This is a genomic window from Pseudomonas sp. GW822-FHT05A08, from assembly GCF_058800485.1.
In genome coordinates this window covers 2,656,299-2,681,829 of sequence record NZ_CM179511.1, presented here as the reverse complement: position 1 = coordinate 2,681,829, position 25,531 = coordinate 2,656,299, and the positions used below count along the sequence as shown (strand labels likewise).

The 25,531-nt window shown below is 65.0% G+C and carries 25 protein-coding genes and 1 tRNA gene; 11 read left to right on the top strand and 15 right to left on the bottom strand.

Features of this window, described 5'->3' with window-relative positions:
- The first annotated feature begins 115 nt into the window (after window positions 1–115).
- The gene (locus AC3RCP_RS12055) at window positions 116–955 is read left to right on the top strand and encodes an NAD-dependent protein deacetylase (protein WP_492571544.1); all 840 of its coding nucleotides are present in this window, start codon (window positions 116–118) and stop codon (window positions 953–955) included.
- Here AC3RCP_RS12055 and AC3RCP_RS12050 read toward each other — a convergent pair.
- Window positions 952–1,857: a LysR family transcriptional regulator gene (locus AC3RCP_RS12050; RefSeq protein ID WP_101337456.1), complete on the bottom strand. Its 906-nt coding sequence runs from the start codon at window positions 1,855–1,857 to the stop codon at window positions 952–954. The genes AC3RCP_RS12055 and AC3RCP_RS12050 overlap by 4 nt on opposite strands.
- A 246-nt stretch (window positions 1,858–2,103) precedes the next feature.
- Here AC3RCP_RS12050 and AC3RCP_RS12045 point away from each other — a divergent pair, with 246 nt between their 5' ends.
- The 4 genes from AC3RCP_RS12045 (at window position 2,104) to AC3RCP_RS12030 (ending at window position 5,625) form a co-directional block, all read left to right on the top strand.
- Window positions 2,104–2,802: a CoA transferase subunit A gene (locus AC3RCP_RS12045; RefSeq protein ID WP_007920583.1), complete on the top strand. Its 699-nt coding sequence runs from the start codon at window positions 2,104–2,106 to the stop codon at window positions 2,800–2,802.
- A 32-nt stretch (window positions 2,803–2,834) separates the two neighbouring features.
- Window positions 2,835–3,494, top strand: a complete 660-nt coding sequence (locus AC3RCP_RS12040) for a CoA transferase subunit B (protein WP_007920581.1) — start codon at window positions 2,835–2,837, stop codon at window positions 3,492–3,494.
- A 14-nt stretch (window positions 3,495–3,508) separates the two neighbouring features.
- Window positions 3,509–4,687, top strand: a complete 1,179-nt coding sequence (locus tag AC3RCP_RS12035) for an acetyl-CoA C-acetyltransferase (RefSeq protein ID WP_007924669.1) — start codon at window positions 3,509–3,511, stop codon at window positions 4,685–4,687.
- A 347-nt stretch (window positions 4,688–5,034) separates the two neighbouring features.
- On the top strand, window positions 5,035–5,625 hold the full coding sequence (locus AC3RCP_RS12030) for a hypothetical protein (RefSeq protein ID WP_492571543.1): 591 nt from the start codon (window positions 5,035–5,037) through the stop codon (window positions 5,623–5,625).
- Window positions 5,626–5,646: 21 nt separating this feature from the next.
- Here AC3RCP_RS12030 and AC3RCP_RS12025 read toward each other — a convergent pair whose 3' ends face one another.
- Both AC3RCP_RS12025 and AC3RCP_RS12020 read right to left on the bottom strand, forming a co-directional pair.
- Window positions 5,647–6,837: an MFS transporter gene (locus tag AC3RCP_RS12025; RefSeq protein ID WP_371860884.1), complete on the bottom strand. Its 1,191-nt coding sequence runs from the start codon at window positions 6,835–6,837 to the stop codon at window positions 5,647–5,649.
- Between the two features lie 90 nt (window positions 6,838–6,927).
- The gene (locus tag AC3RCP_RS12020) at window positions 6,928–7,851 is read right to left on the bottom strand and encodes a LysR family transcriptional regulator (protein ID WP_007932667.1); all 924 of its coding nucleotides are present in this window, start codon (window positions 7,849–7,851) and stop codon (window positions 6,928–6,930) included.
- A gap of 136 nt (window positions 7,852–7,987) precedes the next feature.
- Here AC3RCP_RS12020 and lysA point away from each other — a divergent pair, with 136 nt between their 5' ends.
- Window positions 7,988–9,226, top strand: coding sequence for a diaminopimelate decarboxylase (gene lysA, locus AC3RCP_RS12015; RefSeq protein WP_274336255.1), 1,239 nt, complete (start codon window positions 7,988–7,990; stop codon window positions 9,224–9,226).
- A gap of 158 nt (window positions 9,227–9,384) precedes the next feature.
- Here the strand turns inward: lysA and AC3RCP_RS12010 are convergent, their stop codons facing one another.
- The 10 genes from AC3RCP_RS12010 to AC3RCP_RS11965 all read right to left on the bottom strand — a co-directional run bounded on the left by AC3RCP_RS12010 (window position 9,385) and on the right by AC3RCP_RS11965 (window position 18,922).
- Window positions 9,385–9,801 (bottom strand): fascin domain-containing protein, encoded by a 417-nt coding sequence (locus AC3RCP_RS12010; protein WP_007932660.1) that lies wholly within the window; start codon window positions 9,799–9,801, stop codon window positions 9,385–9,387.
- A gap of 347 nt (window positions 9,802–10,148) precedes the next feature.
- The gene (locus AC3RCP_RS12005) at window positions 10,149–10,442 is read right to left on the bottom strand and encodes a DUF3144 domain-containing protein (RefSeq protein ID WP_007932658.1); all 294 of its coding nucleotides are present in this window, start codon (window positions 10,440–10,442) and stop codon (window positions 10,149–10,151) included.
- 128 nt (window positions 10,443–10,570) lie between these two features.
- Window positions 10,571–11,200, bottom strand: a complete 630-nt coding sequence (locus AC3RCP_RS12000) for a glutathione S-transferase family protein (RefSeq protein ID WP_053260614.1) — start codon at window positions 11,198–11,200, stop codon at window positions 10,571–10,573.
- 43 nt (window positions 11,201–11,243) lie between these two features.
- Window positions 11,244–12,158 carry a hypothetical protein gene (locus tag AC3RCP_RS11995; protein ID WP_492571542.1) on the bottom strand — a complete coding sequence of 305 codons (915 nt, stop codon included), beginning with the start codon at window positions 12,156–12,158 and terminating at the stop codon, window positions 11,244–11,246.
- Window positions 12,158–13,234: an RNA 3'-terminal phosphate cyclase gene (gene rtcA, locus AC3RCP_RS11990; RefSeq protein WP_492571541.1), complete on the bottom strand. Its 1,077-nt coding sequence runs from the start codon at window positions 13,232–13,234 to the stop codon at window positions 12,158–12,160. The genes AC3RCP_RS11995 and rtcA overlap by 1 nt, the downstream gene beginning before the upstream one ends.
- An 8-nt stretch (window positions 13,235–13,242) precedes the next feature.
- On the bottom strand, window positions 13,243–14,031 hold the full coding sequence (locus tag AC3RCP_RS11985) for a nucleotidyltransferase domain-containing protein (RefSeq protein ID WP_492571540.1): 789 nt from the start codon (window positions 14,029–14,031) through the stop codon (window positions 13,243–13,245).
- A 71-nt stretch (window positions 14,032–14,102) separates the two neighbouring features.
- Window positions 14,103–15,446 carry a HEAT repeat domain-containing protein gene (locus AC3RCP_RS11980; RefSeq protein WP_492571539.1) on the bottom strand — a complete coding sequence of 448 codons (1,344 nt, stop codon included), beginning with the start codon at window positions 15,444–15,446 and terminating at the stop codon, window positions 14,103–14,105.
- 4 nt (window positions 15,447–15,450) lie between these two features.
- Window positions 15,451–16,677 carry an RtcB family protein gene (locus tag AC3RCP_RS11975; protein WP_492571538.1) on the bottom strand — a complete coding sequence of 409 codons (1,227 nt, stop codon included), beginning with the start codon at window positions 16,675–16,677 and terminating at the stop codon, window positions 15,451–15,453.
- A gap of 124 nt (window positions 16,678–16,801) precedes the next feature.
- A tRNA-OTHER gene (locus AC3RCP_RS11970) sits at window positions 16,802–16,938 on the bottom strand.
- 433 nt (window positions 16,939–17,371) lie between these two features.
- On the bottom strand, window positions 17,372–18,922 hold the full coding sequence (locus AC3RCP_RS11965; protein ID WP_492571537.1) for an RNA-binding protein: 1,551 nt from the start codon (window positions 18,920–18,922) through the stop codon (window positions 17,372–17,374).
- Window positions 18,923–19,127: 205 nt separating this feature from the next.
- Between AC3RCP_RS11965 and rtcR the strand changes: the two genes are divergently transcribed.
- Window positions 19,128–20,735, top strand: coding sequence for an RNA repair transcriptional activator RtcR (gene rtcR / locus AC3RCP_RS11960; protein ID WP_492571536.1), 1,608 nt, complete (start codon window positions 19,128–19,130; stop codon window positions 20,733–20,735).
- Between the two features lie 54 nt (window positions 20,736–20,789).
- On the opposite strand, the gene AC3RCP_RS11955 is transcribed toward rtcR, so the two are convergent.
- Entirely contained in the window at window positions 20,790–21,203 is a 414-nt protein-coding gene (locus AC3RCP_RS11955) for a PaaI family thioesterase (RefSeq protein ID WP_007932643.1), read from the bottom strand.
- 216 nt (window positions 21,204–21,419) lie between these two features.
- Between AC3RCP_RS11955 and AC3RCP_RS11950 the strand changes: the two genes are divergently transcribed.
- Together AC3RCP_RS11950 and AC3RCP_RS11945 are read left to right on the top strand one after the other, a co-directional pair.
- On the top strand, window positions 21,420–22,208 hold the full coding sequence (locus AC3RCP_RS11950) for a DUF4349 domain-containing protein (RefSeq protein ID WP_101337448.1): 789 nt from the start codon (window positions 21,420–21,422) through the stop codon (window positions 22,206–22,208).
- A gap of 354 nt (window positions 22,209–22,562) precedes the next feature.
- Entirely contained in the window at window positions 22,563–23,120 is a 558-nt protein-coding gene (locus AC3RCP_RS11945) for a phage infection protein (RefSeq protein ID WP_492571535.1), read from the top strand.
- A 97-nt stretch (window positions 23,121–23,217) separates the two neighbouring features.
- Here AC3RCP_RS11945 and AC3RCP_RS11940 read toward each other — a convergent pair whose 3' ends face one another.
- Window positions 23,218–24,315 carry a DUF1615 domain-containing protein gene (locus AC3RCP_RS11940; RefSeq protein ID WP_492571534.1) on the bottom strand — a complete coding sequence of 366 codons (1,098 nt, stop codon included), beginning with the start codon at window positions 24,313–24,315 and terminating at the stop codon, window positions 23,218–23,220.
- Between the two features lie 186 nt (window positions 24,316–24,501).
- On the opposite strand from AC3RCP_RS11940, the gene AC3RCP_RS11935 reads away from it, so the two are divergent.
- Together AC3RCP_RS11935 and AC3RCP_RS11930 are read left to right on the top strand one after the other, a co-directional pair.
- A complete protein-coding gene (locus AC3RCP_RS11935) occupies window positions 24,502–24,870 on the top strand; it encodes a VOC family protein (RefSeq protein WP_053260518.1) in 369 nt (122 codons plus the stop codon).
- 33 nt (window positions 24,871–24,903) lie between these two features.
- Window positions 24,904–25,518 (top strand): LysE family translocator, encoded by a 615-nt coding sequence (locus tag AC3RCP_RS11930; RefSeq protein WP_492571533.1) that lies wholly within the window; start codon window positions 24,904–24,906, stop codon window positions 25,516–25,518.
- Window positions 25,519–25,531: the final 13 nt, after the last annotated feature.

Here is a 25,531-nt window from a genome sequence, read left to right as displayed (position 1 = left end):
CGCTGGACGGCAGCACCACCGTCCAGTTCCCGCGCCCTTGTCTAAACTCCTCGTCAGGCACAAGGTATGGCCTCGCTGCGGTCCGCAGCGCCACCGCCGGAGTACGAGGACGCACATGACCGACCCCCTGGACACCCCTCTGGAGCAGCTGCAGCGACTGATGGCCGAGCGCCCCTTCATGGTTCTCACTGGCGCCGGCATAAGCACCCCTTCGGGGATTCCCGACTACCGCGACAACGACGGCGTGCGGCGCGGCCAGCAACCGATGATGTACCAGGAGTTCCTGGCCGAACCCAAGGCCCGGCGCCGCTACTGGGCGCGGGCCATGCTCGGCTGGCCGCGGATCCGCCAGGCCCGGCCGAACGCGGCCCACGAGGCCCTGGCGCATTTACAGGCGCGACAGAAAATCGCCGGTTTGATCACCCAGAACGTCGACACCCTGCACGACCAGGCCGGCAGCCGCGACGTGATCGAGCTGCACGGCAACCTGCACCGGGTGGTCTGCCTGGATTGCAACCAACGCAGCGATCGACAGGCGATCCAGCAATTGCTGGAACTGCACAATCCCTACCTGGCCGGCATCGACGCGGTGCAGGCGCCCGACGGCGACACCCTGCTCGACCCGGTGTTCGAGGAACGTTTCCAGGTGCCCCGCTGCCCTCATTGCGATGGCGAGCGGCTGAAACCGGATGTGGTGTTCTTCGGCGAAAACATGGCCCAGGCCACCGCGGCCAAGGCCATGCACAGCATCGAGCAGGCCGCCGGCCTGCTGGTGGTCGGTTCGTCGCTGATGGCCTATTCGGCCTTTCGCCTGTGCAAGGTCATGGCCGACCAGGGCAAGCCGCTGATCGCCATCAACTTCGGCAAGACCCGCGCCGACGAGCTGCTGGACCTGAAGATCGCCGCCTCCTGCGAGCAACTGTTGCCGCTGCTGGCCGAGCGCCTGACCTCCTAGGCAACCCCCGACAGGCGCTCGGCCAGACCGGCCCCGCGCAGAATGTCGAACAGCGCCTGGGCCGCGCTGGACAGTTCATGCCCGGGGTTGGTCAGCACGCCGATGGCGCGTTCCACCACCGGGTCGCGCAGGGTGATGCAGCGCGCGCCCAGCTCGCGCATCTGTCCGGCGCACAGGGCCGGCACCGCGCTCACACCGAGGCCGCTGGCAACCATGCGCCCCACCGTCGCCAGTTGATGGCTTTCGAATTCCACCGGCAGTTTCATCTCCCGCGCCCGCAGGTGCTCTTCGAGCATCACCCGCACCGTGGACGGCCGTTGCAGGGTAATGAAGGGCTGTTCCAGCAGCGATTGCCAGTCGATGTCCTTCAGGTCGGCCAGGGGCGAATCGCTGGGCACCACGGCGACGAAACGGTCGATGTACAGCGGGGTGAATTGCAGCGACGCGCTTTGCTGCGGCTCGAAGGCCACCCCCAATTCCACCTGGCGGTCGCGGACCATCTCCAGCACCTGCTCGTTGATCACGTCGTTGACCGTGACGTTGACCTGCGGGTAACGCGCGCGAAAGGTCTTGAGAATCGGCGGCAGCAGGTTGCCGGCAAAGGACGGCATGGCCGCCAGGGTCACCCGCCCGCGCTGCAGGGTGAAGCGCTGGCGCAGTTCGTCCTCGGCGTTGTCCCAGTCGGCGATCAGGCGCCGCGCCAGGGGCACCAGCGCCTCGCCTTCCGGGGTCAGGGCGACGTTGCGCGTATTGCGGCTGAACAGGCGCCCGCCGAGGCCGTCCTCCAGGGCCTTGATGGTCAGGCTCAGGGCCGACTGCGACAGGTGCAGGCGTTCGCAGGCCACGGCAAAACTCAGGCTCTGGGCCACGGCCAGAAAGGCGCGGATCTGTTTGACGGTCATTGGAAGCTCCAAGAGAGAGGCAGCTGCAAGCTGCAAGCTGCAAGCTGCAAGCTAGAAGCTAGAAGCGGCTTGTGGCTTGTGGCTTGTGGCTTGTGGCTTGCAGCCAATTATCCTGTTTTATAAATCAATCAACCTTAAAAATAAACTTAACAAATGAATACCTCGGCGCAACACTGCGGCTCACTCTCTTCATACGGCCAGCCAGCCGGCTGGCAACGCAAATACCAATAACAAGAGGATGTGCAGATGGCAGGTTTCGACAAGCGCGTAGCGTCCTATGAGGAAGCCCTCGAAGGTCTCAAGGACGGCATGACCGTGATCTCCGGCGGCTTCGGCCTGTGCGGCATTCCGGAAAACCTGATCGCCGAGATCAAGCGTCGCGGCACCCGCGACCTGACCGTGGTCTCCAACAACTGCGGCGTCGACGGCTTCGGCCTCGGCGTGCTGCTGGAAGACCGGCAGATCAGCAAGGTGGTGGCCTCCTACGTCGGTGAAAACGCCCTGTTCGAGAAGCAGCTGCTGAGCGGCGAAATCGAAGTGGTGCTGACCCCGCAAGGCACCCTGGCCGAGAAAATGCGCGCCGGTGGCGCCGGCATCCCGGCCTTCTTCACCGCCACCGGCGTCGGCACCCCGGTCGCCGACGGCAAGGAAACCCGTGAATTCAATGGCCGCGCCTACCTGATGGAAGAGTCCATCACCGGCGACTTCGCCATCGTCAAAGGCTGGAAAGCCGACCACTTCGGCAACGTGGTCTACCGCCACACCGCGCAGAACTTCAACCCGCTGGCCGCCACCGCCGGCAAGATCACCGTGGTCGAGGTCGAAGAGATCGTCGAGCCGGGCGAGCTGGACCCGACGCAAATCCACACCCCCGGCATCTACGTCGACCGGATCATTTGCGGCACGTTCGAAAAACGCATCGAACAGCGCACCGTGCGCAAGTAATCGCCCGCCCAACGACTGACGGAGAATAAAAAATGGCTCTTACCCGCGAACAAATGGCTCAACGCGTCGCCCGCGAACTGCAGGACGGTTTCTACGTGAACCTCGGCATCGGTATCCCGACCCTGGTGGCCAACTACATCCCCGACGGCATGGAAGTGATGCTGCAATCGGAAAACGGCCTGCTCGGCATGGGCGCCTTCCCCACCGACGACGAAGTCGACGCCGACATGATCAACGCCGGCAAACAGACCGTCACCGCGCGCATCGGCGCGTCGATTTTCTCTTCCGCCGAATCCTTCGCGATGATCCGTGGCGGCCATATCGACCTCACCGTGCTCGGCGCCTTCGAGGTCGACGTGCAGGGCAACATCGCCTCGTGGATGATCCCCGGCAAGCTGGTCAAGGGCATGGGCGGCGCCATGGACCTGGTGGCCGGCGCGGACAACATCATCGTCACCATGACCCACGCCTCGAAAGACGGCGAGTCGAAACTGCTGTCGCGCTGCAGCCTGCCGCTGACCGGCGCCAACTGCATCAAGCGCGTGCTGACCGACCTGGCTTACCTGGAGATCGAGAACGGCGCGTTCATCCTCAAGGAGCGCGCCCCCGGCGTGAGTGTCGAGGAAATCGTCAGCAAGACCGCCGGCAAGCTGATCGTGCCGGCCCACGTGCCTGAAATGCAGTTCGCCTGAGGAGCAACCAGACCATGCAAGACGTCGTAATCGTTGCCGCCACCCGCACCGCGGTCGGCAGTTTCCAGGGTTCGCTGGCGAACATTCCCGCGGTCGATCTGGGGGCCGCGGTGATCCGCCAGCTGCTGGCCCAGACCGGCCTGGACGGCGCCCAGGTCGATGAGGTGATCATGGGCCAGGTGCTCACCGCCGGCGCCGGGCAGAACCCCGCGCGCCAGGCCGCGATCAAGGCCGGCCTGCCCCACGCCGTGCCGGCGCTGACCCTGAACAAGGTCTGCGGCTCCGGCCTCAAGGCCCTGCACCTGGGCGCCCAGGCGATCCGCTGCGGCGACGCCGAAGTGATCATCGCCGGCGGCCAGGAGAACATGAGCCTGGCCAATTACGTGCTGCCCGGTGCCCGCACCGGCCTGCGCATGGGCCACAGCCAGATCGTCGATAGCATGATCAGCGACGGCCTGTGGGACGCCTTCAACGACTACCACATGGGCATCACCGCCGAGAACCTGGTGGACAAATACGCCATCAGCCGCGAAGCCCAGGATGCCTTTGCCGCCGCCTCGCAGCAGAAGGCCGTGGCCGCCATCGAAGGCGGACGTTTCGTCGATGAGATCACCCCGATCCTGATTCCCCAGCGCAAGGGCGAGCCCGTGGCCTTCGCCACCGACGAACAACCGCGCGCCGGCACCACCGCCGAATCCCTGGGCAAGCTCAAGCCGGCCTTCAAGAAAGACGGCACGGTCACCGCCGGCAACGCCTCGTCGCTCAACGACGGCGCCGCCGCGGTGATCCTGATGAGCGCCGCCAAAGCCCGGGCCCTGGGCCTGCCGGTGCTGGCGAAGATCGCCGCCTACGCCAACGCCGGCGTCGACCCGGCGATCATGGGCATCGGCCCGGTGTCGGCCACCCGCCGCTGCCTGGACAAGGCCGGCTGGTCCCTGGAGCAGCTGGACCTGATCGAAGCCAACGAAGCCTTCGCCGCCCAGGCGCTGTCGGTGGGCAAGGAGCTGGGCTGGGACGCGAGCAAGGTCAACGTCAACGGCGGCGCCATCGCCCTCGGCCACCCGATCGGCGCCTCGGGCTGCCGGGTGCTGGTGACCCTGCTGCATGAAATGCTCAAGCGCGATGCCAAAAAAGGCCTGGCCACCCTGTGCATCGGCGGCGGCCAGGGCGTGGCATTGGCCATCGAACGCTAACGCTTACCGCGCACCACGGCCGGCCCTCGGACCCACGACATCCGGCGGTTGGCCGGCAATACGCCCGGCGCACCCCATGGTGCGCCGGGTTCATTTTGCGGCCCGGCAGACGCCGCACAGAGGCCGCTGGCAGCCACCCATCCGTCAGCTACATTCAACTCATGCGGCTGGCGAGACTCGTTTTCCACGCCTTCCTGCCCACTGACTCACGGCTGAAACAGTCCAGGCCGGTGCGTGGAGCCTTATCCGTCGAAGCCGAATCACAGCGCTCAAGCCCACATGGGCAGAGCCCGGTATGCCACCCAGCCCTTCGCCTGCTTCATCGACCCGATAACGAGGAGCGGAACATGCGCCCGATCAGATGCCTGCTCTACACCGGCTTTTGCATAGTGCTGGCGGGGCTGGCCAGCCTCCAGGCCAGTGCCGGCCCCTCCTTCGACGCGGACAGAAAAGGACTCGAGAAACTCTCGACCAACGCCGGCGCCGAGCTGCACCGAGGCTTGCAGAAATTCCACGAAATGCTGATGTACCTCGAACTGCGGGACACCCTGCATGCCACCGAGGCCAAGGCAGCGGCCCTGGAGCACTTCAACGAGTCGGTCGCCCTGTACAAGAAAGTCACTGCAAGCGCCCCCGAGCAGAAGATCCTCTACCAGCCCCGGGATGACAGTGAAAAAGACGCCATCAGCGCCTTCCAGAAGCGCTTGCAAGAGTTGGATATCGCGGTGCCCGACACTGAGAAACAGCTGGCCAGCCTGGCCGTCACTGTGGTGACCAGGCATATCCATGTGCTGGAAAGGTCCAGCTTCAAGGCGACCAAGGCTGACTACCCATCCTTGCGCAAGGTCCTGCGCTCACAGGCCCTGTTGCTCGACCTGGGCATCCTCAGCTCGATTGTCTGGAACCTGTCGGCCGATCAGCCCGGCGGGAGCCATTAGCGCCTTGCCCCCCTGAGGCTGTCACTGCGACTTAGGCTTGCCCATCAGCAACAGCAGCGACAAGCCGGCAAACCCGGCCCCAGCGTAGAACGTCAGCGCCGCGCCATGGGCCTGCCACAGCCAGCCGGCGATCACGCTGGCCAGCAGCAGGGCCATTCCGCTCAACAGGTTGAACACACCGAAGGCCGTGCCCTTGAGGTCGGCGGGCGTGGTGTCGGCCACCAGGGTGGCGAGGATGCCCTGACTGAAGCCCATGTGCAGGCCCCACAGGGCGACGCCGAGCAGAACCAGCGGCACCGATTCGGCATAGGCCAGCACCAGGTCGGCGAGGATCAGCAACAGCAGGCCGACGCTGAGCAAGGCGCTGCGGTTGATGCGGTCCGACCATTTGCCGACCGGATAGGCCGAGACCATGTAGAACCCGGCCATGACCACCATCACCAGCGGCACCCAGGCGGCGGAGAAGCCCAGTTGCTGGGCCCGCAGCACCAGGAACGCCTCACTGAAACGGGCCAGGGTGAAGGCCGCGCCGATGGCCACCACCCACCAGTAATGCCGGGAAAACCGCCGCAGCGAGGCCAGCCGCAATGGCGACTGGAAGTGCCGGCTGCCAGGGGCGTGCTCGGGTTCGCGGATGGCGAAGACCAACAGGGCCACGGCCAGCGCCGCGGGAATCACCGCCAGCCACAAAACCTGGGCGATATCGTTGGCCAGCCATAGCATCAGGCCGATGGCCAGGATCGGGCCGAGGAACGCCCCCACGGTGTCCAGCGACTGGCGCAGGCCAAAACAGGCGCCGCGAATTTGTGCCGGGGCCACGTCCGCCACCAGGGCATCCCGTGGCGCGCCGCGAATGCCCTTGCCGATGCGGTCCAGCAGGCGCGCGCTGAACACCAGTTCCGCCGAGCTCGCCAGGGGGAACAGCGGTTTGGTCAGCGCCGCCAGGCCGTAACCCAGTAGCAGCAGTTCCTTGCGCCGGCCGATAAAGTCGCTGAGGGCGCCGGAAAAGACTTTCACGATCAGCGCCGTGGCTTCCGCCACCCCTTCGATGATGCCGACCGCCAGCATGCTGATGCCCAGGGTGCCGACCATGTACAGCGGCAACAGGCTGTGCACCAGCTCGGACGACACGTCCATGAACAGGCTGACGAATCCCAGCGCCCAGACCGTGCGCGGAATGCCGCGGCTCAGGGGCTTTCCGGTGTCGCTCATTGCAGGTTCCGACATGACAGACAGTCCTCAAGGGGTACAAACGCTACCGGTCGCTTCAAGCCTAGGCGCACAACGGCGGCCCTGCTGCCTTCACTCCCGTCGCAGCCGGCGCTCGAGAGCGGCGGCCAACACCGAGGCTTCCTGTTTCAAGGAGGCGCAGAAGGCCTCGACGAAAATCGACGACGGCCGGAAATCCGGGCGGATCAGCATGACCCGGTACGGCACCGACAACTGCAGCGGGCGGATCGCCAGGCCCCTGCCCGCCTCCTCCATGGCACTCAGCGGGTTGATGATCGCCACCCCCAGCTGCTGGCGCACCATGGCGCAGACCGAGGCGGCATTGGTGGTCTCGATCACCACCCGGCGGTCGACGCCGGCCTGGCGAAAATGCTCGTCGAGGGTCTGACGATAAATGTCCAGGCCTGACAGGTTGATGAAATCCACCCCGCGAAAGTCTTCGCTGTGCAGCAGCGGCTTGGCCAGCAACGGGTGCCCTTCCGGCAGGATGCACACCATGTCGGCGCAAAACAGCAGTTCGCCCTGGGTGCCCCGTGGCAGGTGCTCGCTTTCGGTCAGGCCCAGGTCGTGGCGCTGGGCACTGAGGGACTCTTCGAGCAAGGGCGATTCCTGGGCGGTGATGCTCAGGCCGATGCCGGCGTGTTGCTCCTGGAAGTGCTTGCACACCCGCGGCAGCAGGGTCTGGGAGAACAGCGGCAGGCAGGTCAGGCTCAATTGGCCGTGCTCGAAGCGGCGGATCGATTGCGCCACGCTGTTGATCCGCTCCAGGCCGACATAGGCGCGCTCCACTTCTTCCAGCAACAGCATGGCCTGGGCGGTCGGCAGCAGGCGGCCGCCCTCGCGGTCGAACAGGCTCAGCCCGGACAGGCTCTCCAGCCGCGCCAGCTCGCGGCTGACCGTGGGTTGCGAGGTGAACAGCAGGCGCGCGGCGCCGGTGACGCTGCCGGCCTGCATGATGGCGCGGAACACCTCGATATGGCGCAGGGAAATGTCCACCGCTCGCTCCTTGGTTTGAGACGTTGATTTACACAGTCCATATCAAAACTGAATCGAGATACAAAGAATAGATATTTTATTGAATACATCACCCTCGGCATCATGCAGGCCTCCCTCCTCGCCACAGACGATTGCCATGGCCATTCCCTTTTCTCCCGAGCAACTGACCGCCGCCGCCCGCCAGTACGGCACCCCGTTGTGGTGCTATGACGCGCGGACCATCAAGGTGCGCATCCAGCAACTGAAGGCCTTCGACGTGGTGCGTTACGCGCAGAAAGCCTGCTCCAACCTGCAGGTACTGCGCCTGATCCGCGAGGCCGGGGTGCGGGTGGACGCGGTGTCCCTGGGGGAAATCGAGCGGGCCTTGCTGGCCGGGTTCAGCCCGCAAGGCGATCCGGCCGGCATCGTCTTCACCTGCGACCTGTTCGACACCGCCACCCTGCAACGGGTGGTGGAGCTGAACATCGAGGTCAACGCCGGTTCCATCGACATGCTGCGCCAGCTTGGTGAGAAATCCCCGGGCCACCGCGTGTGGCTGCGGATCAACCCGGGCTTCGGCCACGGCCATAGCCGCAAGACCAACACCGGCGGTGAAAACAGCAAGCACGGCATCTGGCACGAGCAGGTCGGCGAAGCCCTCGCGGTGATCCGCCAGTACGGCCTGAAGCTGGTGGGCCTGCACATGCACATCGGCTCCGGCGTGGACTACGGGCACCTGGAACAGGTCGGCGCCGCCATGGTGGCGGCGGTCAAGTCCCTGGACCACGACATCGAGGCCTTCTCCATCGGCGGCGGCCTGTCCACCCCGTACCGCGCGGGCGACGAGCCGGTGGACGTGCGGCGCTATGCCAATGCCTGGCGCCAGGCCCGCGAGGAAATCGAAGCCTGGCTCGGCCACGGCGTGCGCATGGAAATCGAACCCGGGCGTTTCCTGGTGGCCGAGGCCGGCTGCCTGGTCAGCGAAGTGCGGGTGGTGAAAGACGCCGGCAATCATCACTTCGTGCTGGCCGACACCGGCTTCAACGACTTGATGCGCCCGGCCATGTACGGCGCCTATCACGCCATGAGCCTGATCGACGCCAACGGCCAGGCGGTGCAGCGTCCACTGCGGCCCACTGTGGTCGGCGGCCCGCTGTGCGAGTCCGGCGATATCTTCACCCAGGACGACGAAAGCCTGACCCCGCAGTTGCTGCCCCAGGCCCGGGTCGGCGACCTGCTGGTGATCCACGACACCGGAGCCTATGGCGCCAGCATGTCCTCCAACTACAACAGCCGGCCGCTGCTGCCGGAGGTGCTGTTCGAGGATGGCCAGGTGAAACTGATCCGCCGGCGCCAGCCGCTGGCGGACCTGCTGGAACTGGAGATGGGGTTGTAAGGGCCTGAGACGCAACGTCACAGGTAAGCGGGGGACGATCTGCCTGTCCCCCCTTCCAGACATCGCCCCTTGATCGACGCCGGGACTTCGTGGCCAGCCGCTGGAGTGCTGGCCACGCCAATCAAGAAGCCTGCCCCGACGCCGAGTACCGCCTGGCGCTAGCCCTCGACCACCACCAGGAACTGGCTGTAGCGATCGATGCCGTCCTTGGACAGTTCAAGCCCGGTCTCGCCCATGCGCGACATCCACTTGCCGTTGTCGCCACGCAGGGAAATCTGCCCGCTGGCGGTGTCGATGGCATAGGAGAACTGGCAGTACTGATCGATGCTGTCCTTGGACAGTTCAAGCCCCGTCGCCCCCATCCGCGACATGAACTTGTTGGTGTCGCCCTGCAATGCCAGCTTCTTGTCGTTGCCGATCTGGATCAGGGTGACCCTGAATTTGCAGTACTGGTCGATGGCGCCCTTGGACAGTTCGAGCCCTGTCGCGCCCATCCGCGACATGTAGTTGCCCGAGTCGCCGCGTAGCGAGATGACAGTACCGTTTTCAATCACACGTTGAGGAAGAACGATCATGTTTGGCACTCCTTGCTGATTGGGTAGGTTCCCTGGTGTAACCACAGGCGCAGCAATGCCTTGGCAACTCATGACCGTGCTCATCCCGGAGGGATATTCAACACCCCTGGATTGCCTGCCGCAGGCGCAGTGTAGTCGAGCGATTGCCGGCTCCCGGGACGCCCGGGAGACAACTGGACCAACGGTTGCCGCGGCCCCGCCGCCCTCAGATCAAAGCGCTATGCACGGCCAGATGCAGACGCCACGAGGCTATAAAAAACCGCGGAGCGCCCATGCTCCGAAGAGCCAGGAGTCGAGTGCGGGGGCAGCTTCACAGCTGGGCTGTGAAGCCTGTCGGGGGGAAGGATTCAGTCTTGCTGGGGGTTCATGTACCGCGAGAAATTCTCGATGTAGTCGGTGAGGTTCTCTTCCATCATCAGGCGGAATTCCTCGACGAAATAATCCACCGCCTGCTGCTTGGCCGCCGCCAGTTCTTCGGCGTTGCGGCAACCGCAGGCGCTGACCCAGGCGGCGAAACGCGAGTTGGCGTACATCAGCGAGGCACTGGCCTTGCCGCGGCTGCTGTCGCCGATATGGGTGTTTGCCAGTTCGATGATGGCATCGGCGCGGTTGTAGAAATCCTGATCCGTTTCGTTGGCCAAGGGGCATTCCTCTTGAAAGTGGGCAGATGAGCGATAGGCGATGAAACATGAGCCTGAAGAAAGCCGGCGAGTATAAAAGCCTCGCGCCCAACCATCGACGGCTTTTGCTGCCTCGCGCCCTGCCGTATTCAGTCCGGCCAATGCCGCTCCAGCACCTGCGCCACCTGCGGATGGCGGTCGATGCGCTCCAGCAGATCACAACACTCGGGGCGTTCGCGCCGCAGATGCTCGCGCGTGCCGCACCAGCGCGACACCACCGCCGCCTGGAAATCCAGGGCCGCCAGGGGTGAACCGCTGGCGTACAGCTGTGTGGCGAACTGATCGGCGAACACCTCCCAGTTGCGGTGCAGGCGCTCATGGGCCGCGTCCCGTACCCGCGCCCTCAGCGCTTCATCGGCGCCCTGCAGCCAGCGTTCCGGGTAATCGATCACGCTGATCGCCGAGTAGCAATTGGCGGCGATAAACACCAGCCCGCGAATCGCCTGCGCCCGGGCGCTCTCATCCTCGGGCAGCAGCGCCGAGCGCGGATAACGCAAGCCCAGCTCGATCAGGATCGCCGCGCTCTCGGTGAGGACACTGCCGTCCGGCAGTTGCAGGGTCGGGACCTGTTTCAGCGGATTGAGCCGCGCCAGCTCGTCGGCCCCGGGCGACGGCGCCCAGGACGAGGCTTCGACGATGCGGTACGGCACCTGGCAACACTCCAGGGCGATCTCGACGATGGCCGAGCCGGAGCCTTGTGTCCCATAAAGTTGATACATGACCATCCCCTCGCTTGACTGGGCCTTACATCTGACGGGTGGCTTACGTGGGTTGTTCACTCCAGTGCCGGAAGTCCGCGAGGCGATAGGTCGGATGCTGGTGAACAGCCTCGGCCGGCACGCGCAGAACGCTTCCACGGTAGCTCAGGCGATAGGTGAAACCGCCATACATGATCTTGCGGTCGGGGTCCGGATGCGCCTTGAGGAAGGCTTGGCGATCGGGATAACCGGTAGGGTCCGGAAACCGTGCCAGCTTATCGAACAGCACCACGTCCTCGGCCACCTCCTCCTGGGCCATATCAACCAGATAACGAGAATAGGTGATATTCATCGAAGGTAACCGTGGCCCCTTGGCAAGCAACCCATCAAGCCTGCGATCCAGATGCCCGAACACCGCGCGATAAGCACTCACCAGCAGCGCCCGCCGATAAAGGCTCATCGGCTGGGGAGCCCGCATACGCCGCACCAGGGAGTGGATCAATCGGTTGAGCATCCCGAAGCACGCGATCTCCAGCCTCATGCCGCCTTTTACTTCTAAAAACTTGCCGCACGCGGAAAATCGGGTCTTGTGATGGACAAGCTTGTTGCGCACCGTGATCGCGTAATCGAAAACCATGATCTCGATATGCCTGAGCAACGGATCGGGCTGCCGATTCTGGCGCCGGAAAATACTCAGCTTGTCCCGGAACAACTTGTCGCTCGTCCCGTAGTGCTGGTCGACTATCAGGTCCAGATAATCAAAGACCACGGGGAACATCGAGAGATGCTCATGGCTGTCCAGAGACTTGCGGACCAACGAGGGGTGATAGGTTTTTGCATCGAAATAGCTATGCGACACCCCGTCCTTGATCGTGGTTTTCTGACCGTAGACCGCCAGATCATTGGCAATATCGAACCCCTGCAGCAGCTGTTCGGTAAGGCGCAGTTTCTTCTGCAAAAAGACTTCCGTGATAGTCATCAAATACTCTCGTGTTCAGTAGGTCCGGCAACGCAGACATTGCGCTCATTGGCGCGGGGTAGAACCTCGATGCGCAGCACCCCGTGAGCGCCCGTCGAACAGTCGATACGCACCGGTAAAAACGCCTCGATCACCCGGATATTGCTCTGCAGGTGTTCGCTCATGCGCGGGGTGGTGAAGCTCCCGCCGCCGGCCAGGGCCATGGGCAGCAACAGTTGATCGGCCAGGTGCTCGGCCACCGCCGCGCCGGAATCCAGCCACTCGCGGGCCTGGTCGATGGCCCGATCGGCCACGCTTTCGGCCCGCAGGCTGCTCTGGCCAAAACCGCTGAACAGCTCGGTCAGGTGCTCGAAGACAAACTCCAGCAACAACACGTTGCCCGGGCCGCATTGCTCATCCAGGCGCACCGGGCTCAGGTGCTCCCGAGGCAGGTCCAGGCGAGTGCCGACGCGGCGCAATTCGCGCTCCGCCACATGCTCTGGCAGGCCGGCGCTCAGAGCCCAGGCCCGGCGCCCGAGCAGCTCGCCACGCTGTTCCAGGCGCAGGGGTTGCAGGGTCGAGGGCTGGATAAAGGCTTGCAGTTCGCCACCGCCGGCGGGAACAAAGCCATGGCGCAGCAGCTGCAACTCCACCTGCCCACCCATGCGCCGCAATTGCGGCAGCCAGGCCTGCTGGAGGAAATCCACCGGCGGCGCCAGCGGGTTGTGGGTGCCGCCGCTGATGCTCACACGACTGGGCTCCGGGGCTTGCAACAGGGCCGGCAGCAGGGTCTGCAACACCAGGGCGCAGCTGCCGGCGGTGCCGATGGCGAAACGGTAGTCGCCACCGCGAATCGGCCCCGGCTCGAAGGTCAGCGCCCGGGAGCCCAGCTCGGCGCCCAAGACCCTGGCCGCGCAGACCTGCACCGCCGCCAGCACCGCGGTCAGGTGCTGGCGCAGCAACCCCGGGCGACTGCGCCGGGCCCGTATATTGTGGATGCGCAGGGTCTTGCCGGTGAGCATCGACAGACTCAGGGCACTGCGCAGGACCTGGCCGCCGCCGATGGCGCCGTCCAGTTCGATGACATCCTGTTTCATCATATTCCTCAGGCATAACGCCGGACGCTGTCTCGCAAGTAGGCGTCCAGCACAGCGTTGTCTTGATGGGTGCGCGCCAGCTTGGGCACCGGGCGCTCCAGTTCGGCGGCGATAAAGGCGTGCAGCGCCGGGCGCCGCGGCCCGTAAGCGGCCTCGTCGGCGCTGCGTTTCAAGGCCAGCAACTCATCCACTTCGTCCAGCAGTGGCCGATGGTCGACGGTGCCCAGCAGCTCGGCGAAGGTCATCGGTGGTCGGCCGCGCCCCTGATCGATCCAGCGCACCGCCAGCAACGGCCGGAGCACGTAGAAGTACTTCTTGAACCGCACGCTGTCGCCTTGCAGGTAGCCACGGAAGTTCTTCCTGGCCATCGACAGGTAATGATTACGGGCCGCCGGCGGACTGTAGAAGGCCTCCGCCAACTCTCGCAGACGCGCGGTTGCCGCCGGCTCGCTGCGATACACCAGGGGCGAATCCAGCCACTCCAGCAGGGTCGGGTTGGACTTGCGCAGCAACCCGAGGGTCTTGCGCAATTCCCAGCCGCTGATGTCCAGCTCGTCGTCCAGCGGCCGCTCGATCACGTCCCGCCCGGTGTCCACCTGGATGAACCACTCGGGCTTCTCCACATAGACGAACCGCACATCGTAATCGCTGTCGGTGGAGGCAAAACCCCAGGCCCGGCTGCCCGATTCGCAGGCATACAACACCTGCACGTTACGCTCGCGCTCGATCCGCGCCAGCTCATCCAGTACCCGCTCGCGCATGGCGCTGCTCAGCGGGTAGCGTTCATTGAATTGCATGATTCCTTGTCCTGTTCAATCGACGATCGCCAGCACCTCAGCGCTGGCCTGATCGCCTTGTACATCGGTATTCACAACAGGCGCTTGAGCGATCCGCGAGGCACTTCACCGGCCTCCTCCATCGCCTGCAACCGCTGCGCCAGTGCTTCTCGCAGTGGCTTGGGGGTTACCGGGTCGAACATCGCGTAGCGGGCATCGCACCAACGGGCCAGGGCCTCGCGCCAATAAGCAGCTTCGCTGCCCGCCCGATCCAGGCGACACAGCAGGTATTGCAACTGGCGCCAGCCCGGCTTGAGCCCCAGCAAGGCCCAGCGACGCGCCTGCGGCAGCGCATGCCAGTGCTGGTCCAGACGCTGTTCCAGGGCCTCTTCGAACGCCGCCCAGGGCTGCTCGCGCAGCAGGCCGAGGGCGCAGTTGAAGACCTTGTCCGACGGATCGTCCAGGGCCGCCAGCTGCTGGGCCAGGCCACGTTCGCCGAGGGCTTGCAGGGCCAGCAGGCGCACCGTCAGCGCCTTGGAGGCCAGGGCTTGGTGCAGCATGGCGTCGGCCTGCGGCTCCCGCAGTTCCTTGACCAGCCCCAGCAGGCCCAGCCACTGGCGCTTGTTGCCCGGAGCCGGCTGCTGCAACCGGTCCAGCAGCACTTGCCGTGGGTCCAGCCCATGGCGTGGCGCGGCCCAATGGGCCAGGCAACGCAAGGCCCCCGAAGGGTCGAGCAGGGCTTGCGCCAGATACCCGCGACAATCGGCCAAGCGTGACAACAGCAGCCGCAACGCCTTGACCCGCACACTGGCGCCACAGCTGCGCATCACCGCTTCCAGCAAAGGCACCGCCTGCTCGTCGGGCAGTTCGGCGCAGGCATCCACTGCCATCTGCCGCACGCTGACCTCGGGGTGGCGCAACGCCATGGCCAGCAGCGCCGGCCGGTCCTCGACGCCCTTGAGCAACAGCTCGAAGACAAAGCGCGCGGCCTTGCCCCGGCAATCGCCAAAGGCCCCTTGCACTTCGTCGCGCACCTGGGCCAGTTGCAACACCGTGGTGGCCCGCTCCAGAGTCGCGCCGTGGTCGGCCCGCTGCTTGCTGGCAAGGGCCAGCAACGGTGCCAGGGTCTGCAACAGCAGCCCGGCGTGCTCCGGCGCCCAATACGCCTCGACGGCCGCGGCCGCCTCCTGGCGAACCTGGGGCACCCAATCGTTGAGGCGTTCCAGCAAGGCGGCCAAAGCCTCGGCCGATGGCTGCGCGGACAACCCTCGCACCGCCGCCTGCCGCACGAACCCATTGCCGAAGCGGCTCAGTTCCAGCCAGGCGCTGTGCCTGTCCAGGGTGTCCAACACTTCCCGCACCCGGCGGGCTTCGTAGTCGCTCAGCTGGTCATGCCAGCCGGGCGGGGCCGCTATCACTGCGTCCATGTCGTGCATTGTTCTACCCCTTGACGCACACCACCTGACGCAGGGTGTGCAGCACTTCCACCAGCTCGCGCTGGGCGTGCATGACGTGGTCGATGTCCTTGTAGGCCATCGGGATTTCATCGATCACCGCGGTGTCCTTGCGGCATTCCACATGGGCGGTGGCGCGGATCTGGTCGGCCAGGGTGAAGGTGTTCTTGGCCTTGGTGCGGCTCATGGTGCGCCCGGCACCGTGGCTGCAGGAGCAGAACGCTTCCTCGTTACCCAGCCCGCGAACGATGAAGCTCTTGGCGCCCATCGATCCCGGGATGATCCCCAGTTCGCCCTTCTGCGCCGACACCGCGCCCTTGCGGGTCACCAGCACCTCTTCACCGAAGTGGCGCTCCTTCTGCACGTAGTTGTGGTGGCAGTTCACGGCCTCCAGCGCCACCTCGAAAGGCTTGTTGATCACCTTGCGGGTGGCCTGGATCACCAGTTGCATCATCAGTTCACGGTTGTGCCGGGCGAAGTCCTGGGCCCAGGCCACGGCCTCGACGTAATCGTCGAAGTGCTGGCTGCCTTCCTCGAAGTAGGCCAGGTCGCGGTCCGGCAGATTGGCGATGTGCTGGCGCATGTCCGCCTGGGCCAGGTGGATGAACAGGTTGCCGATGGCGTTGCCCACGCCACGGGAACCGCTGTGGAGCATGAACCAGACCCGGTTGGCCTCATCCAGGCAGACCTCGATGAAGTGGTTGCCGCCGCCGAGAGTGCCCAGGTGCTGGCGGTTGTTGCTGTTGGCCAGCGCCGGGTACTTGTCGGTGATCGCCTTGAAGCGTGGCTGCAAGGCCGCCCAGGCGTGGTCGGCCTGGCGCGGCACGTCGCCCCAGGCGCCCTTGTCGCGGCCGCTGCGCGGCGAGGTGCGGCCATGGGGCACCGCCTGTTCGATGGCGCTGCGCAAACCGTGCAGGTTATCCGGCAGGTCGGCTGCGGTCAGCGAGGTGCGGGCGGCGATCATGCCGCAGCCGATATCCACCCCGACCGCCGCCGGGATGATCGCGCCCAGGGTGGGGATCACGCTGCCGATGGTCGAGCCCTTGCCCAGGTGCACATCCGGCATCACCGCCAGGTGCTTGAAGATGAACGGCATCTTCGCGGTGTTCATCAATTGCTGGCGGGCTTCGTTTTCCACGGGCACGCCCTCGGTCCACATCTTGATCGGCTTGCCGTTGGCGACTTCCAGCAGTTGGTAGGTCTTGTGTTCCATGTTCCTGACTCTTTTTTCTGTGGCTGAAAATCCAGCCTTGTTCGGTGGCCGGTGGTCCGGCATAAAACGGCGACCAGTGAAGGCGGAACATGCAGCGCGCTCTGCCACTGAGCTAGCCCCTTGCGGTTGGCGGGAATCGAACCCGCGACCACGCTGTCCTGTAGTTCCACCGGCATTCGCCGGGTCAATCGGTGCAGGCCAGGCCTGCAGGCAGCGACAAGAGAACAGGCACATGCGCTCTACCGACTGAGCTACAGCCTTGCGGCTGGCGGGGTTCGAACCCGCGACACGATGTAGTACCTGTGGCATTCGCTGCCATCCCGCTCGGGCGGGAGAAAAAACTGCGACGACAAGGGTCGATGAAACAGTGCACTCGTGTTCTGACCTTTGAACTACGGCGCCTTTTCAGGCACCGGCGGGACTCGAACCCGCATCACGAATCTGGGATGTAGTTCCATCAGCATTCGTCGCTGAAACCGCAAAAAAGGTGGCACGACAAATGAGGTGACTGATCGCCGGAATCGAACCGGCATAACCATGATGTACAGCCACTGGCATTCGTGCCTTCACAGGCCCTGACAAGATTTGCTGGGACGTCTTTGGATGTAGTCACAGCGGCATTCGGGGCCTATGAACAAAAATTCTTCGGCGTGCGCCGGGTGAGCGGCGCACGGTTTATCTCATGCCTTGCCGATCAGGGCGCCATCGCCTCGATCGCCTCGACCCAGTGCTGCGCACCGTAGTTGCCCGCGGTGAACTGCTGGATCACATCGAACACCGCGTCACTGAAACCGCCGACGTTGAGGATGTCCTCGCGGTCCGGCGCCTGGGTGGTGGCCCCGGGTTGCATATCGATGCACACCAGCCGCGCCTGCGGGTTGATGGCCTTGATCCGCTCCCACTGGCGCAGGGTTTCGGTGGCGCCATGGCGCCGCGCATCGATCCACGACTCGTTGTCCGAGACCAGGATCAGGGTGTCCACCTTGCACTTGGCGTTGGCCAGTTGTGCCAGGGGCTCCGAGCAGTTGGTCCCGCCACCGCCGATGGCCGCCAGTTTCTGCGCATTGCTCATCACGCTGTCCCGCGGGTTGAGGCGGATATCCACCACCCCGACCTCGAACGGCATGACCCGCGCCGCCGGCTGCTTGCGCAACACCGCTGCCGCCACCAGGGCCGCCACATCGATGCAACGCACCGCCGTGGTGGCACCCTGGCGATAACCGGTGACCGGGCTGTGCATCGACCCCGAGACATCCGGGCACACCACCACCGCGCCTTGCAGCGCCGGCACGTTGGCCAGCGACAGCTCCAGGGCATCCTGCAACGCCTCGCGCACCGGTTGCGGCACCTCGTCCCCGGCCATGCGGTAGGCCGCCAGCAACTGGTACGGGTAGACCCGGGCCTTGGCCACCTCGGCGGCATCCGCCAGCCGCGCCGCCACATACTCGGTGCAACCCGGCACCTGGAACGCACCGTGGCGGGCCAGGGTGTTGAGGTTCATGCGCAGCCCCTGCCAGCCCATATTGTGCGCCTGTTCGGCCCATTGCTCGCGGCTCAGGGTTTCATTGCCGAGCAACTGGAACGGCACCTGCGGCACCGCCGTGGTCGCACCGCTGCGAAAGGCCAGCAAGGCGCGGGTCAGCTCAGGCAACGCCTGCGCATCCACCGGCTTGCCGATCAACCAGGCGAAGAAGGCTGCGCGCCAGGCCTCGCCTGGCTTGGGGTGCACCATCTTGACCACGTCCGCCAGCGACGGCTGGTTGCCCACCGCAGCCTGCAACAGCTGACGCTCGGTGGCGCTGTTCAACCAGTTCTGCACCAGGCGCTTGGGCTGCGACCCCAGGGATTTACGCCCGGTCGCCCCGCTGCGCAGGATCTGCACGAAGTTGCGCAGCATCTTGCCGTTGTCCACCACCTGGGCAAACAGCTCCGGCACCAGGGCCGAGCGTTGCGCGGTCAGCGCCGCCAGCAGCAAGGCCGGCATGTCTTTCATATGACCCTGTTGCCGAGCGTAACGCGCGGCCTGGGCGACGAAACGGCTGTCGACCTCGTTCACCAGTTGCAGCACCGCTTCCAGCTGACCTTCGGGCGAGGTGTAGAAGGTCGAGTTCAAGCAACCGGTCACCGCCAGTTGGGCCAGGCGGTGCTTGGCGTTGTAGGCATAGGCCGGGGCCTGGGCGGCGTTCAGGGTGTTGCTCGCTGGCGCTTTGGCCTGTTGGGTGTTGAACAGCTGGAAGTTGGCCATCTTGGCGTCTCGCTCTGTTGTCTTGTTCGTTGCCAGAGAGATTGCAGCCGCTGTGCCAGTTTTATTTTTCTCGGCGAATTATTTTTCAACTTATTGATTTATAACAATTTTATTTTTAAATGATTTTTTCATTGGCGAGTCTTCGAGACAAAGCTGCTGATAATTTTATATCTTTGTTTATCGTTTTTTATCTTTAGGTATAAACATGTCAGGCAAGCCCACGGTCGCCATAGGTTTTGTCGGTTCCACCCTCGATCGCGTCGGCAAGGGCGCCAACCGCTGGAACCATTGGCGCCCCAGTGTCGGCCTGTGCCAGCAGCAGGACGTGCTGATCCACCGCCTGGAGCTGATCCACGGCCTGGACGCCCGGGACGTCAGCCTGGCCGAGCGGGTGGCCAGCGACATTCGCCAGGTATCGCCGCAGACCGAGGTGCGCCTGCACCCCATGGGCCTGAAGAACCCCTGGGATTTCGAAGAGGTGTACGGCGCCCTGCACGACTTCACCAGCGCCTACCCCTTCGACACCGAGCGCGAGGACTACCTGGTGCACATCACCACCGGGACCCACGTGGCGCAGATCTGCTGGTTCCTGCTGACCGAGGCGCGCTACCTGCCGGCGCGGCTGATCCAGACCTCCCCCGCGCGGCGCCGCGACCCTCAGGAGCACGCCACCGGCACCCACGCCCTGATCGACCTCGACCTGTCGCGCTACGACCGCATCGCCTCGCGCTTCGCCGGCAAGCGCCTGGAGGGCCTGGCCTTCCTCAAGTCCGGGATCGCCACCCGCAACGCCGCGTTCAACCGTTCCATCGAACAGATCGAGCGGGTGGCCGTACGCTCCAAGGCACCGATGCTGCTGATCGGCCCCACCGGGGCCGGCAAGTCGTTCCTGGCCCGGCGCATCTATGAACTCAAGCGCGGCCGGCACCAGGTCCAGGGGCGTTTTGTCGAGGTCAACTGCGCCACCCTGCGCGGCGACGGCGCCATGTCGGCGTTGTTCGGGCATATCAAGGGCGCCTTCACCGGCGCCCAGAACGCCCGCGACGGCCTGTTGCGGGCGGCGGACGGCGGCATGCTGTTTCTCGACGAGATCGGCGAACTGGGGCTCGACGAACAGGCGATGCTGCTCAAGGCCATCGAGGAGAAACGCTTCTTCCCCATGGGCTCGGACCAGGAAGTGGACAGCGACTTCCTGATCATCGCCGGCACCCACCGCGACCTGCGCGGCCGGGTCGCCCAGGGCCTGTTCCGCGAGGACCTGTATGCGCGGATCAACCTCTGGACCTTCAACCTGCCGGGGCTGGCCGGGCGGCGCGAGGACATCGAGCCGAACATCGATTTCGAACTGGAACGCCACGCCCGCGAGCAAGGGCGCCTGGTGCGCTTCAACCTCGAGGCGCGGCGGCGCTACCTGGCGTTTGCCAGTTCCAGCGAGGCGGCGTGGCTGGGCAACTTCCGCGAGCTGTCGGCGTCCATTACCCGCATGGCCACCCTGGCCGACAGCGGGCGCATCGACGAAGCCCAGGCCGAGGAAGAAATCGAGCGGCTACGGTATGCCTGGGGCTTGAGCCAGGAGCAGGATCCGCTGGCCACCCTGCTGGGCGACACGGCCGAACTCGACCTGTTCGACCGCCTGCAACTGCAGGCGGTGATCGAAGTCTGCCGCCAGGCCGACAGCCTGTCCGATGCCGGGCGCAAGCTGTTTGGCGTGTCCCGCCAGACCAAGGTCCAGCCCAATGACGCCGACCGCCTGCGCAAGTACCTGGCGCGCTTCGGCCTGGAGTGGAAGCAGATAGTTGCACCAGCGGACTAAGAGGGGTTGCCTGCGAGCGCGAAGCGCTCGCAAAAGCGCCCCACACACCTGCCCTCAGCCACCCGGCACCGCGAACACCGCGTTGGCCCTGGCCACCACCCGCTCGCCGACCTGCAGGGTGACGGTGGCAAAGGCCATCTGCCGGCCGCGCTTGGAATGTTCCAGGCGCACGTCGATCCATTCGCCGACCTGCACCGCGCCGAGGTAGTCCAGGTGCATGCTGGCGGTGATCAGCGGCAGCGGCGGGTCGCTGGCGAAGGCCATGGCGTAGCCCATGCCGATATCGGCCAGGGTGGCGAGGATGCCGCCGTGCACGGTGCCACGCCCGTTGGCGTGACGGCGGTCGGCGCGCAGGCCGATCTCCAGTTGCAAGCCGCTGCCACGGCAATACACCGGGCCGATCAGCTCCAGCAGCGGGCTGCTGCGGGACAAGGGGGCATAACCTTCGGGTAACTCGAGCGAGCTCATGACAGGTCTCCGTTGCCGATGGCGATGACCGAGGCACGGGTCATCGGTCCCCGAGGTGTACCCCGAAGCGGTGCTCGCGCCCAGCCGAATCCATCCGGCAAATCCCTGGCGATAAGTCGCGGCGACACGACATCCGCCCCTCCCCGGGCAATCGACGATAAGATACGCAGCCGTCCCGCCTGCCCCGGGCACGATCATTTATTTCAAGGAGCGACCATGCACCCTCAGGACGACACCCCCACCCCGCTGCGCAGCCTCGCCGTGGTGCTGCTCAGCACCCTGCTGGCCGCCTGTTCCCCCAGCGATCGTTCGTCCTCGGTGGCGGTCGGCGGCGCCCAGGGCAAGGCCGGCGCGCAACTGGCCTATGAACATGAACTGAGCCTGTCGCTGCCCTCGGCGCAGATCGCGCCGCGCCTGGCCGCCACCCGCGAAGCCTGCGAAAACGCCCAGTTCGGCGCCTGCAATATCCTGCGTCTGCAACAAGGCCAGTATCACGCCCAGGTGATCCTGCGCATCGTGCCCGACGGCGTCGAACCGATAGTCGCGCTGGCCGCCCAGGGCGCCGAGATCGGTGAACGCATCACCAGCGCCGAAGACCTGGCCGACGCCGTGGCCGACGTGCAGCGCCAGCAGGAACGGCTCAAGGCCCAGCAGCAACGCCTCGACCAGCTGGCAGCGCGCAAGGACATCACCGTCAGCGACCTGATCGCCCTGAGCAAGGAACAGGCGAGCATCGAGAACGACCTGCAGGCCCTGGCCCAGGTCGCCGCCGGGCACCAGCGCCGGCTCGACACCAACCGCCTGACCCTGAACTTCGTGCCCACCGACAGCAGCCAGCGCGGCTCGAAACTGCAACAGGCCTTCGACAACCTGCTGGACAACCTCGCCTACGGCACCGCCGAAGCCCTGGAGAAAGGCAGCTATGTGCTGCCGTTCCTGATCCTGGCCTTCCCGCTGGTGATGATCTGGGTCTGGCTGTGGCGCCGGTTCGTGCGCCGTCGTTGAGTCGATGGAGCGCAACCCGATAAAAAGCCCGGCCTGATGTGCCGGGCTTTTTTATGTTGGCGTTTGGCAACGGCGGGGCCTGGGATTTTTATCGCGAGCAAGCTCGCTCCTACAGGTAACGCGCAAGGCATGAGACATGGGTGCTGGAGGATGCCGCCCTCTCTGTGGGAGCGAGCTTGCTCGCGATCCGCACCGCGGCCTGCCCTCCGAACTTGATGCGAGGCTCTATTCCAGGCCTTCCCGCAGCTATCATTGGCGTCGATGGTCACCATCGACCCAATGAAATTCTCAAAAAAAATCCGCCACGTAACATCTGCTCCATACCAACCAAACAACACCCCGGAGCACACCACCATGAAACGCCAAATTCTTCTCAGCATCGCTTTCTCGGTTCTTGCAGCAAACGCTTTTGCCGCGTCCTCGGCCTACCCGGTGGTCGCCGAAGGCGGCTCGGATCGCCTGATTGAAAAACGTCTCGCCGAAGGTGGCGCCGATCGCTTGATCGAACGCCGTGTTGCCGAAGGTGGTTCCGATCGCTTGATCGAGCGCCGTGTTGCCGAAGGTGGTTCCGATCGTCTGATCGAACGCCGTGTTGCCGAAGGTGGTTCTGATCGCTTGATCGAGCGCCGTGTTGCCGAAGGTGGTTCCGACCGTCTGATCGAGCGCCGTGTCGCTGAAGGTGGTGCTGATCGTCTGATCGAACGCCGCGTTGCCGAAGGTGGTTCCGATCGTTTGATCGAACGCCGCGTTGCCGAAGGTGGTTCCGATCGTTTGATCGAACGCCGCGTTGCCGAAGGTGGCTCCGATCGTCTGATCGAGCGCCGTGTCGCTGAAGGTGGTTCCGACCGTCTGATCGAGCGTCGCGTTGCCGAAGGTGGTTCCGACCGTCTGATCGAGCGTCGCGCCGTATGATTGCGCGGTCCGCAGTACTCGAAAAAAAGCCCGGCCTTATCAGCCGGGCTTTTTTCATTTCAGGGCGTCGGGATTCCCCGATCGATCGCTATCACCCTCACCTCGCCATGCACCGCTGATACCGCTCGTCCACCCGTTTGGCGAACCAGGCGGTGGTCAGTTTGCGGGTGATCTTCGGGCTCTTCAGCTGGATACCCGGCAGGATCTGCCGCGGCAAAGCCTTGCCCTGGGCCTGATCGGCCAGGGCGAATACCCGCTTGTACAGCTTGGTGTCCTCGAACTCGAGGCTGTTGCCCTTCTCCAGCTGGTTGCGAATGGTCGGGTTGCGCATGTCCAGGGATTTGCCCAGGGCGCGCACCGCCAGCTCGGTGCTGCCGGGCATGATCGAGTCGTAGCGGATCAGGTCGCCGTCCAGCGCCAGGGAAATCCCCGAGGCCACGCTCAGGGCGTTCTGGAACGCGGCATTGCGGCTGGCGTACCAGCCGGCGTTGAAATCGGCGAAGCGGTACAGCGGCTGCGGGTAATTCACCGGGTAACCGAGCAAGTGGGCGATGCCGAAATACATGCCGCCACGCCGGCTGAACACCTCGCGGCGGATCGAGCCGTCCACGCTATAGGGGTAATTGCGCGCCTGCTGCTCGGCGAAGTCGATGCTGACCTGCATCGGCCCGCCGGTGTGCACCGGGTTGAAACCGCCGAACAGGGTCTTGCCCATGGGCACGCTGCCGATGAAGTCGTCGAAGATCGTGCTCAGTTCCTTCTCCGTGCGCGCCCCGGCCAGGCGCTCGCTGTAGGACTTGCCGTTCGGCGAGCGCACCTGTAACGCCGCGCTGACCAGCATCGACGGCACATGCACCTTGGCCGCGCGGCGGTCGATTTCGCTGCGGGCGATCTTGCCCAGCCCCGGCACCGGCGGGTCGACCTGATAGGTGGACTCCTGCTCGGCCACCGCCAGCACCGCGCAGAGGTTGCTCTTGCTCGGCTCGATGCCCTGGGCGGTAAAGGCCACCTGGATATCCCGGGCCCAGCCCTGGCGATCGGCGACCTTGGCCGGCAGCAGGCGCGCCACCTGGGCCTGGACCTGGGCCGGGCTGGGCGCCGGCGCCTTTGAACCGAACTGACCGGCACAGCCGGCCAGGGCCAGCGAGGCCGCGACAGCGGCCCAGCGAAGTGAATGCAGAGGTTTTATAGACATGGCTTCCCAGTAATTCCGAAGGTGGCCCGCGCTTGAGGTGCATGCGTCGCCGCGGATATCGACCCTCAAGGCGCCGCGCTGTTCCGTGCCAGCGACAGGCCATTTGAGCATTCCCCGTGACCGACGGCGAATTTCACCTAATCTGAAACCTCATCGCCCACAGAAAAACAACACAGGGGGCCCATCGTGAGCGTGCAACTCAACCACACCATTGTCTGGTGCCGCGACAAGCAACGGTCGACGGATTTTCTCGTGCAGGTGCTCGGCCTACCGCCGCCTGTGCCCTTCGGCCCGATGCTGGTGGTGCAGCTGGATAACGGCGTGTCCCTGGATTACTACGACAACGACCCGCCCATCGCCTCCCAGCACTACGCCTTTCTGGTCGCCGCCGACGACTTCGAACCGATACTGCAACGCATTCGCCAGCGCGGCCTGGCGTTCTGGGCCGACCCGGGCAAGCAGCGCCCCAATGAAATCAACCGCCACGAAGGCGGACGCCGGGTGTATTTTGATGACCCCGACGGCCACCTGCTGGAAGTGTTCAGCCAGACCTGAGCGTCCTTTACCTGCCCTGGAGTCCCCTGCGCCATGCTCTCACCGGATTTTCTCATCACCTCGCTGATCGTCGTGCTGATCCCCGGCAGCGGCGTGATCCTGACCATTTCCACGGCGCTGGTGGCCGGCAAGCGCGCCAGCCTGTTCACCGCCATCGGCTGTACCGCCGGGATAGTCCCGCACCTGCTGGCCTCGGTGCTGGGCCTGTCGGCCATCCTGCACACCAGCGCGCTGGCCTTCCAGGGCCTGAAGTTCGCGGGGGTCGCCTACCTGCTGTACCTGGCCTACGCCACCTGGCGCGACCGCTCGGCCTTCGCCGTGGACACCCGCTTGCCCGCCACCAGCGCCAGCGGCCTAGTGCTCAAGGCCTGCCTGCTGAACATCCTCAACCCCAAGCTGACGATTTTCTTCCTGGCCTTCCTGCCGCAGTTCATCAGCCACGACGGCCCCTCGCCGGCCATGCAGATGCTCGGCCTGAGCGGTGTGTTCATGGCGATGACCTTCGCCGTATTCGTGATCTACGGCCTGCTGGCCAACCTGTTCCGCAAGGCGGTGATCGAATCGCCCCAGGTGCAGAACTGGCTGCGCCGCAGCTTTGCCGCGAGCTTCGCCGCCCTGGGCCTGAACCTGGCGTTCGCCCAGCGCTGAAACCTGGTACACG

Excerpts from the sequence above, each read along its gene's own strand:
- AC3RCP_RS12055 (WP_492571544.1), top strand. The coding sequence starts at position 116 with ATGACCGACCCCCTGGACACCCCTCTGGAGCAGCTGCAGCGACTGATG.
- AC3RCP_RS12050 (WP_101337456.1), bottom strand. The coding sequence starts at position 1,857 with ATGACCGTCAAACAGATCCGCGCCTTTCTGGCCGTGGCCCAGAGCCTG.
- AC3RCP_RS12045 (WP_007920583.1), top strand. The coding sequence starts at position 2,104 with ATGGCAGGTTTCGACAAGCGCGTAGCGTCCTATGAGGAAGCCCTCGAA.
- AC3RCP_RS12040 (WP_007920581.1), top strand. The coding sequence starts at position 2,835 with ATGGCTCTTACCCGCGAACAAATGGCTCAACGCGTCGCCCGCGAACTG.
- AC3RCP_RS12035 (WP_007924669.1), top strand. The coding sequence starts at position 3,509 with ATGCAAGACGTCGTAATCGTTGCCGCCACCCGCACCGCGGTCGGCAGT.
- AC3RCP_RS12030 (WP_492571543.1), top strand. The coding sequence starts at position 5,035 with ATGCGCCCGATCAGATGCCTGCTCTACACCGGCTTTTGCATAGTGCTG.
- AC3RCP_RS12025 (WP_371860884.1), bottom strand. The coding sequence starts at position 6,837 with ATGAGCGACACCGGAAAGCCCCTGAGCCGCGGCATTCCGCGCACGGTC.
- lysA (WP_274336255.1), top strand. The coding sequence starts at position 7,988 with ATGGCCATTCCCTTTTCTCCCGAGCAACTGACCGCCGCCGCCCGCCAG.
- AC3RCP_RS12010 (WP_007932660.1), bottom strand. The coding sequence starts at position 9,801 with ATGATCGTTCTTCCTCAACGTGTGATTGAAAACGGTACTGTCATCTCG.
- AC3RCP_RS12000 (WP_053260614.1), bottom strand. The coding sequence starts at position 11,200 with ATGTATCAACTTTATGGGACACAAGGCTCCGGCTCGGCCATCGTCGAG.
- AC3RCP_RS11995 (WP_492571542.1), bottom strand. The coding sequence starts at position 12,158 with ATGACTATCACGGAAGTCTTTTTGCAGAAGAAACTGCGCCTTACCGAA.
- rtcA (WP_492571541.1), bottom strand. The coding sequence starts at position 13,234 with ATGAAACAGGATGTCATCGAACTGGACGGCGCCATCGGCGGCGGCCAG.
- AC3RCP_RS11985 (WP_492571540.1), bottom strand. The coding sequence starts at position 14,031 with ATGCAATTCAATGAACGCTACCCGCTGAGCAGCGCCATGCGCGAGCGG.
- AC3RCP_RS11980 (WP_492571539.1), bottom strand. The coding sequence starts at position 15,446 with ATGCACGACATGGACGCAGTGATAGCGGCCCCGCCCGGCTGGCATGAC.
- AC3RCP_RS11975 (WP_492571538.1), bottom strand. The coding sequence starts at position 16,677 with ATGGAACACAAGACCTACCAACTGCTGGAAGTCGCCAACGGCAAGCCG.
- AC3RCP_RS11965 (WP_492571537.1), bottom strand. The coding sequence starts at position 18,922 with ATGGCCAACTTCCAGCTGTTCAACACCCAACAGGCCAAAGCGCCAGCG.
- rtcR (WP_492571536.1), top strand. The coding sequence starts at position 19,128 with ATGTCAGGCAAGCCCACGGTCGCCATAGGTTTTGTCGGTTCCACCCTC.
- AC3RCP_RS11955 (WP_007932643.1), bottom strand. The coding sequence starts at position 21,203 with ATGAGCTCGCTCGAGTTACCCGAAGGTTATGCCCCCTTGTCCCGCAGC.
- AC3RCP_RS11950 (WP_101337448.1), top strand. The coding sequence starts at position 21,420 with ATGCACCCTCAGGACGACACCCCCACCCCGCTGCGCAGCCTCGCCGTG.
- AC3RCP_RS11945 (WP_492571535.1), top strand. The coding sequence starts at position 22,563 with ATGAAACGCCAAATTCTTCTCAGCATCGCTTTCTCGGTTCTTGCAGCA.
- AC3RCP_RS11940 (WP_492571534.1), bottom strand. The coding sequence starts at position 24,315 with ATGTCTATAAAACCTCTGCATTCACTTCGCTGGGCCGCTGTCGCGGCC.
- AC3RCP_RS11930 (WP_492571533.1), top strand. The coding sequence starts at position 24,904 with ATGCTCTCACCGGATTTTCTCATCACCTCGCTGATCGTCGTGCTGATC.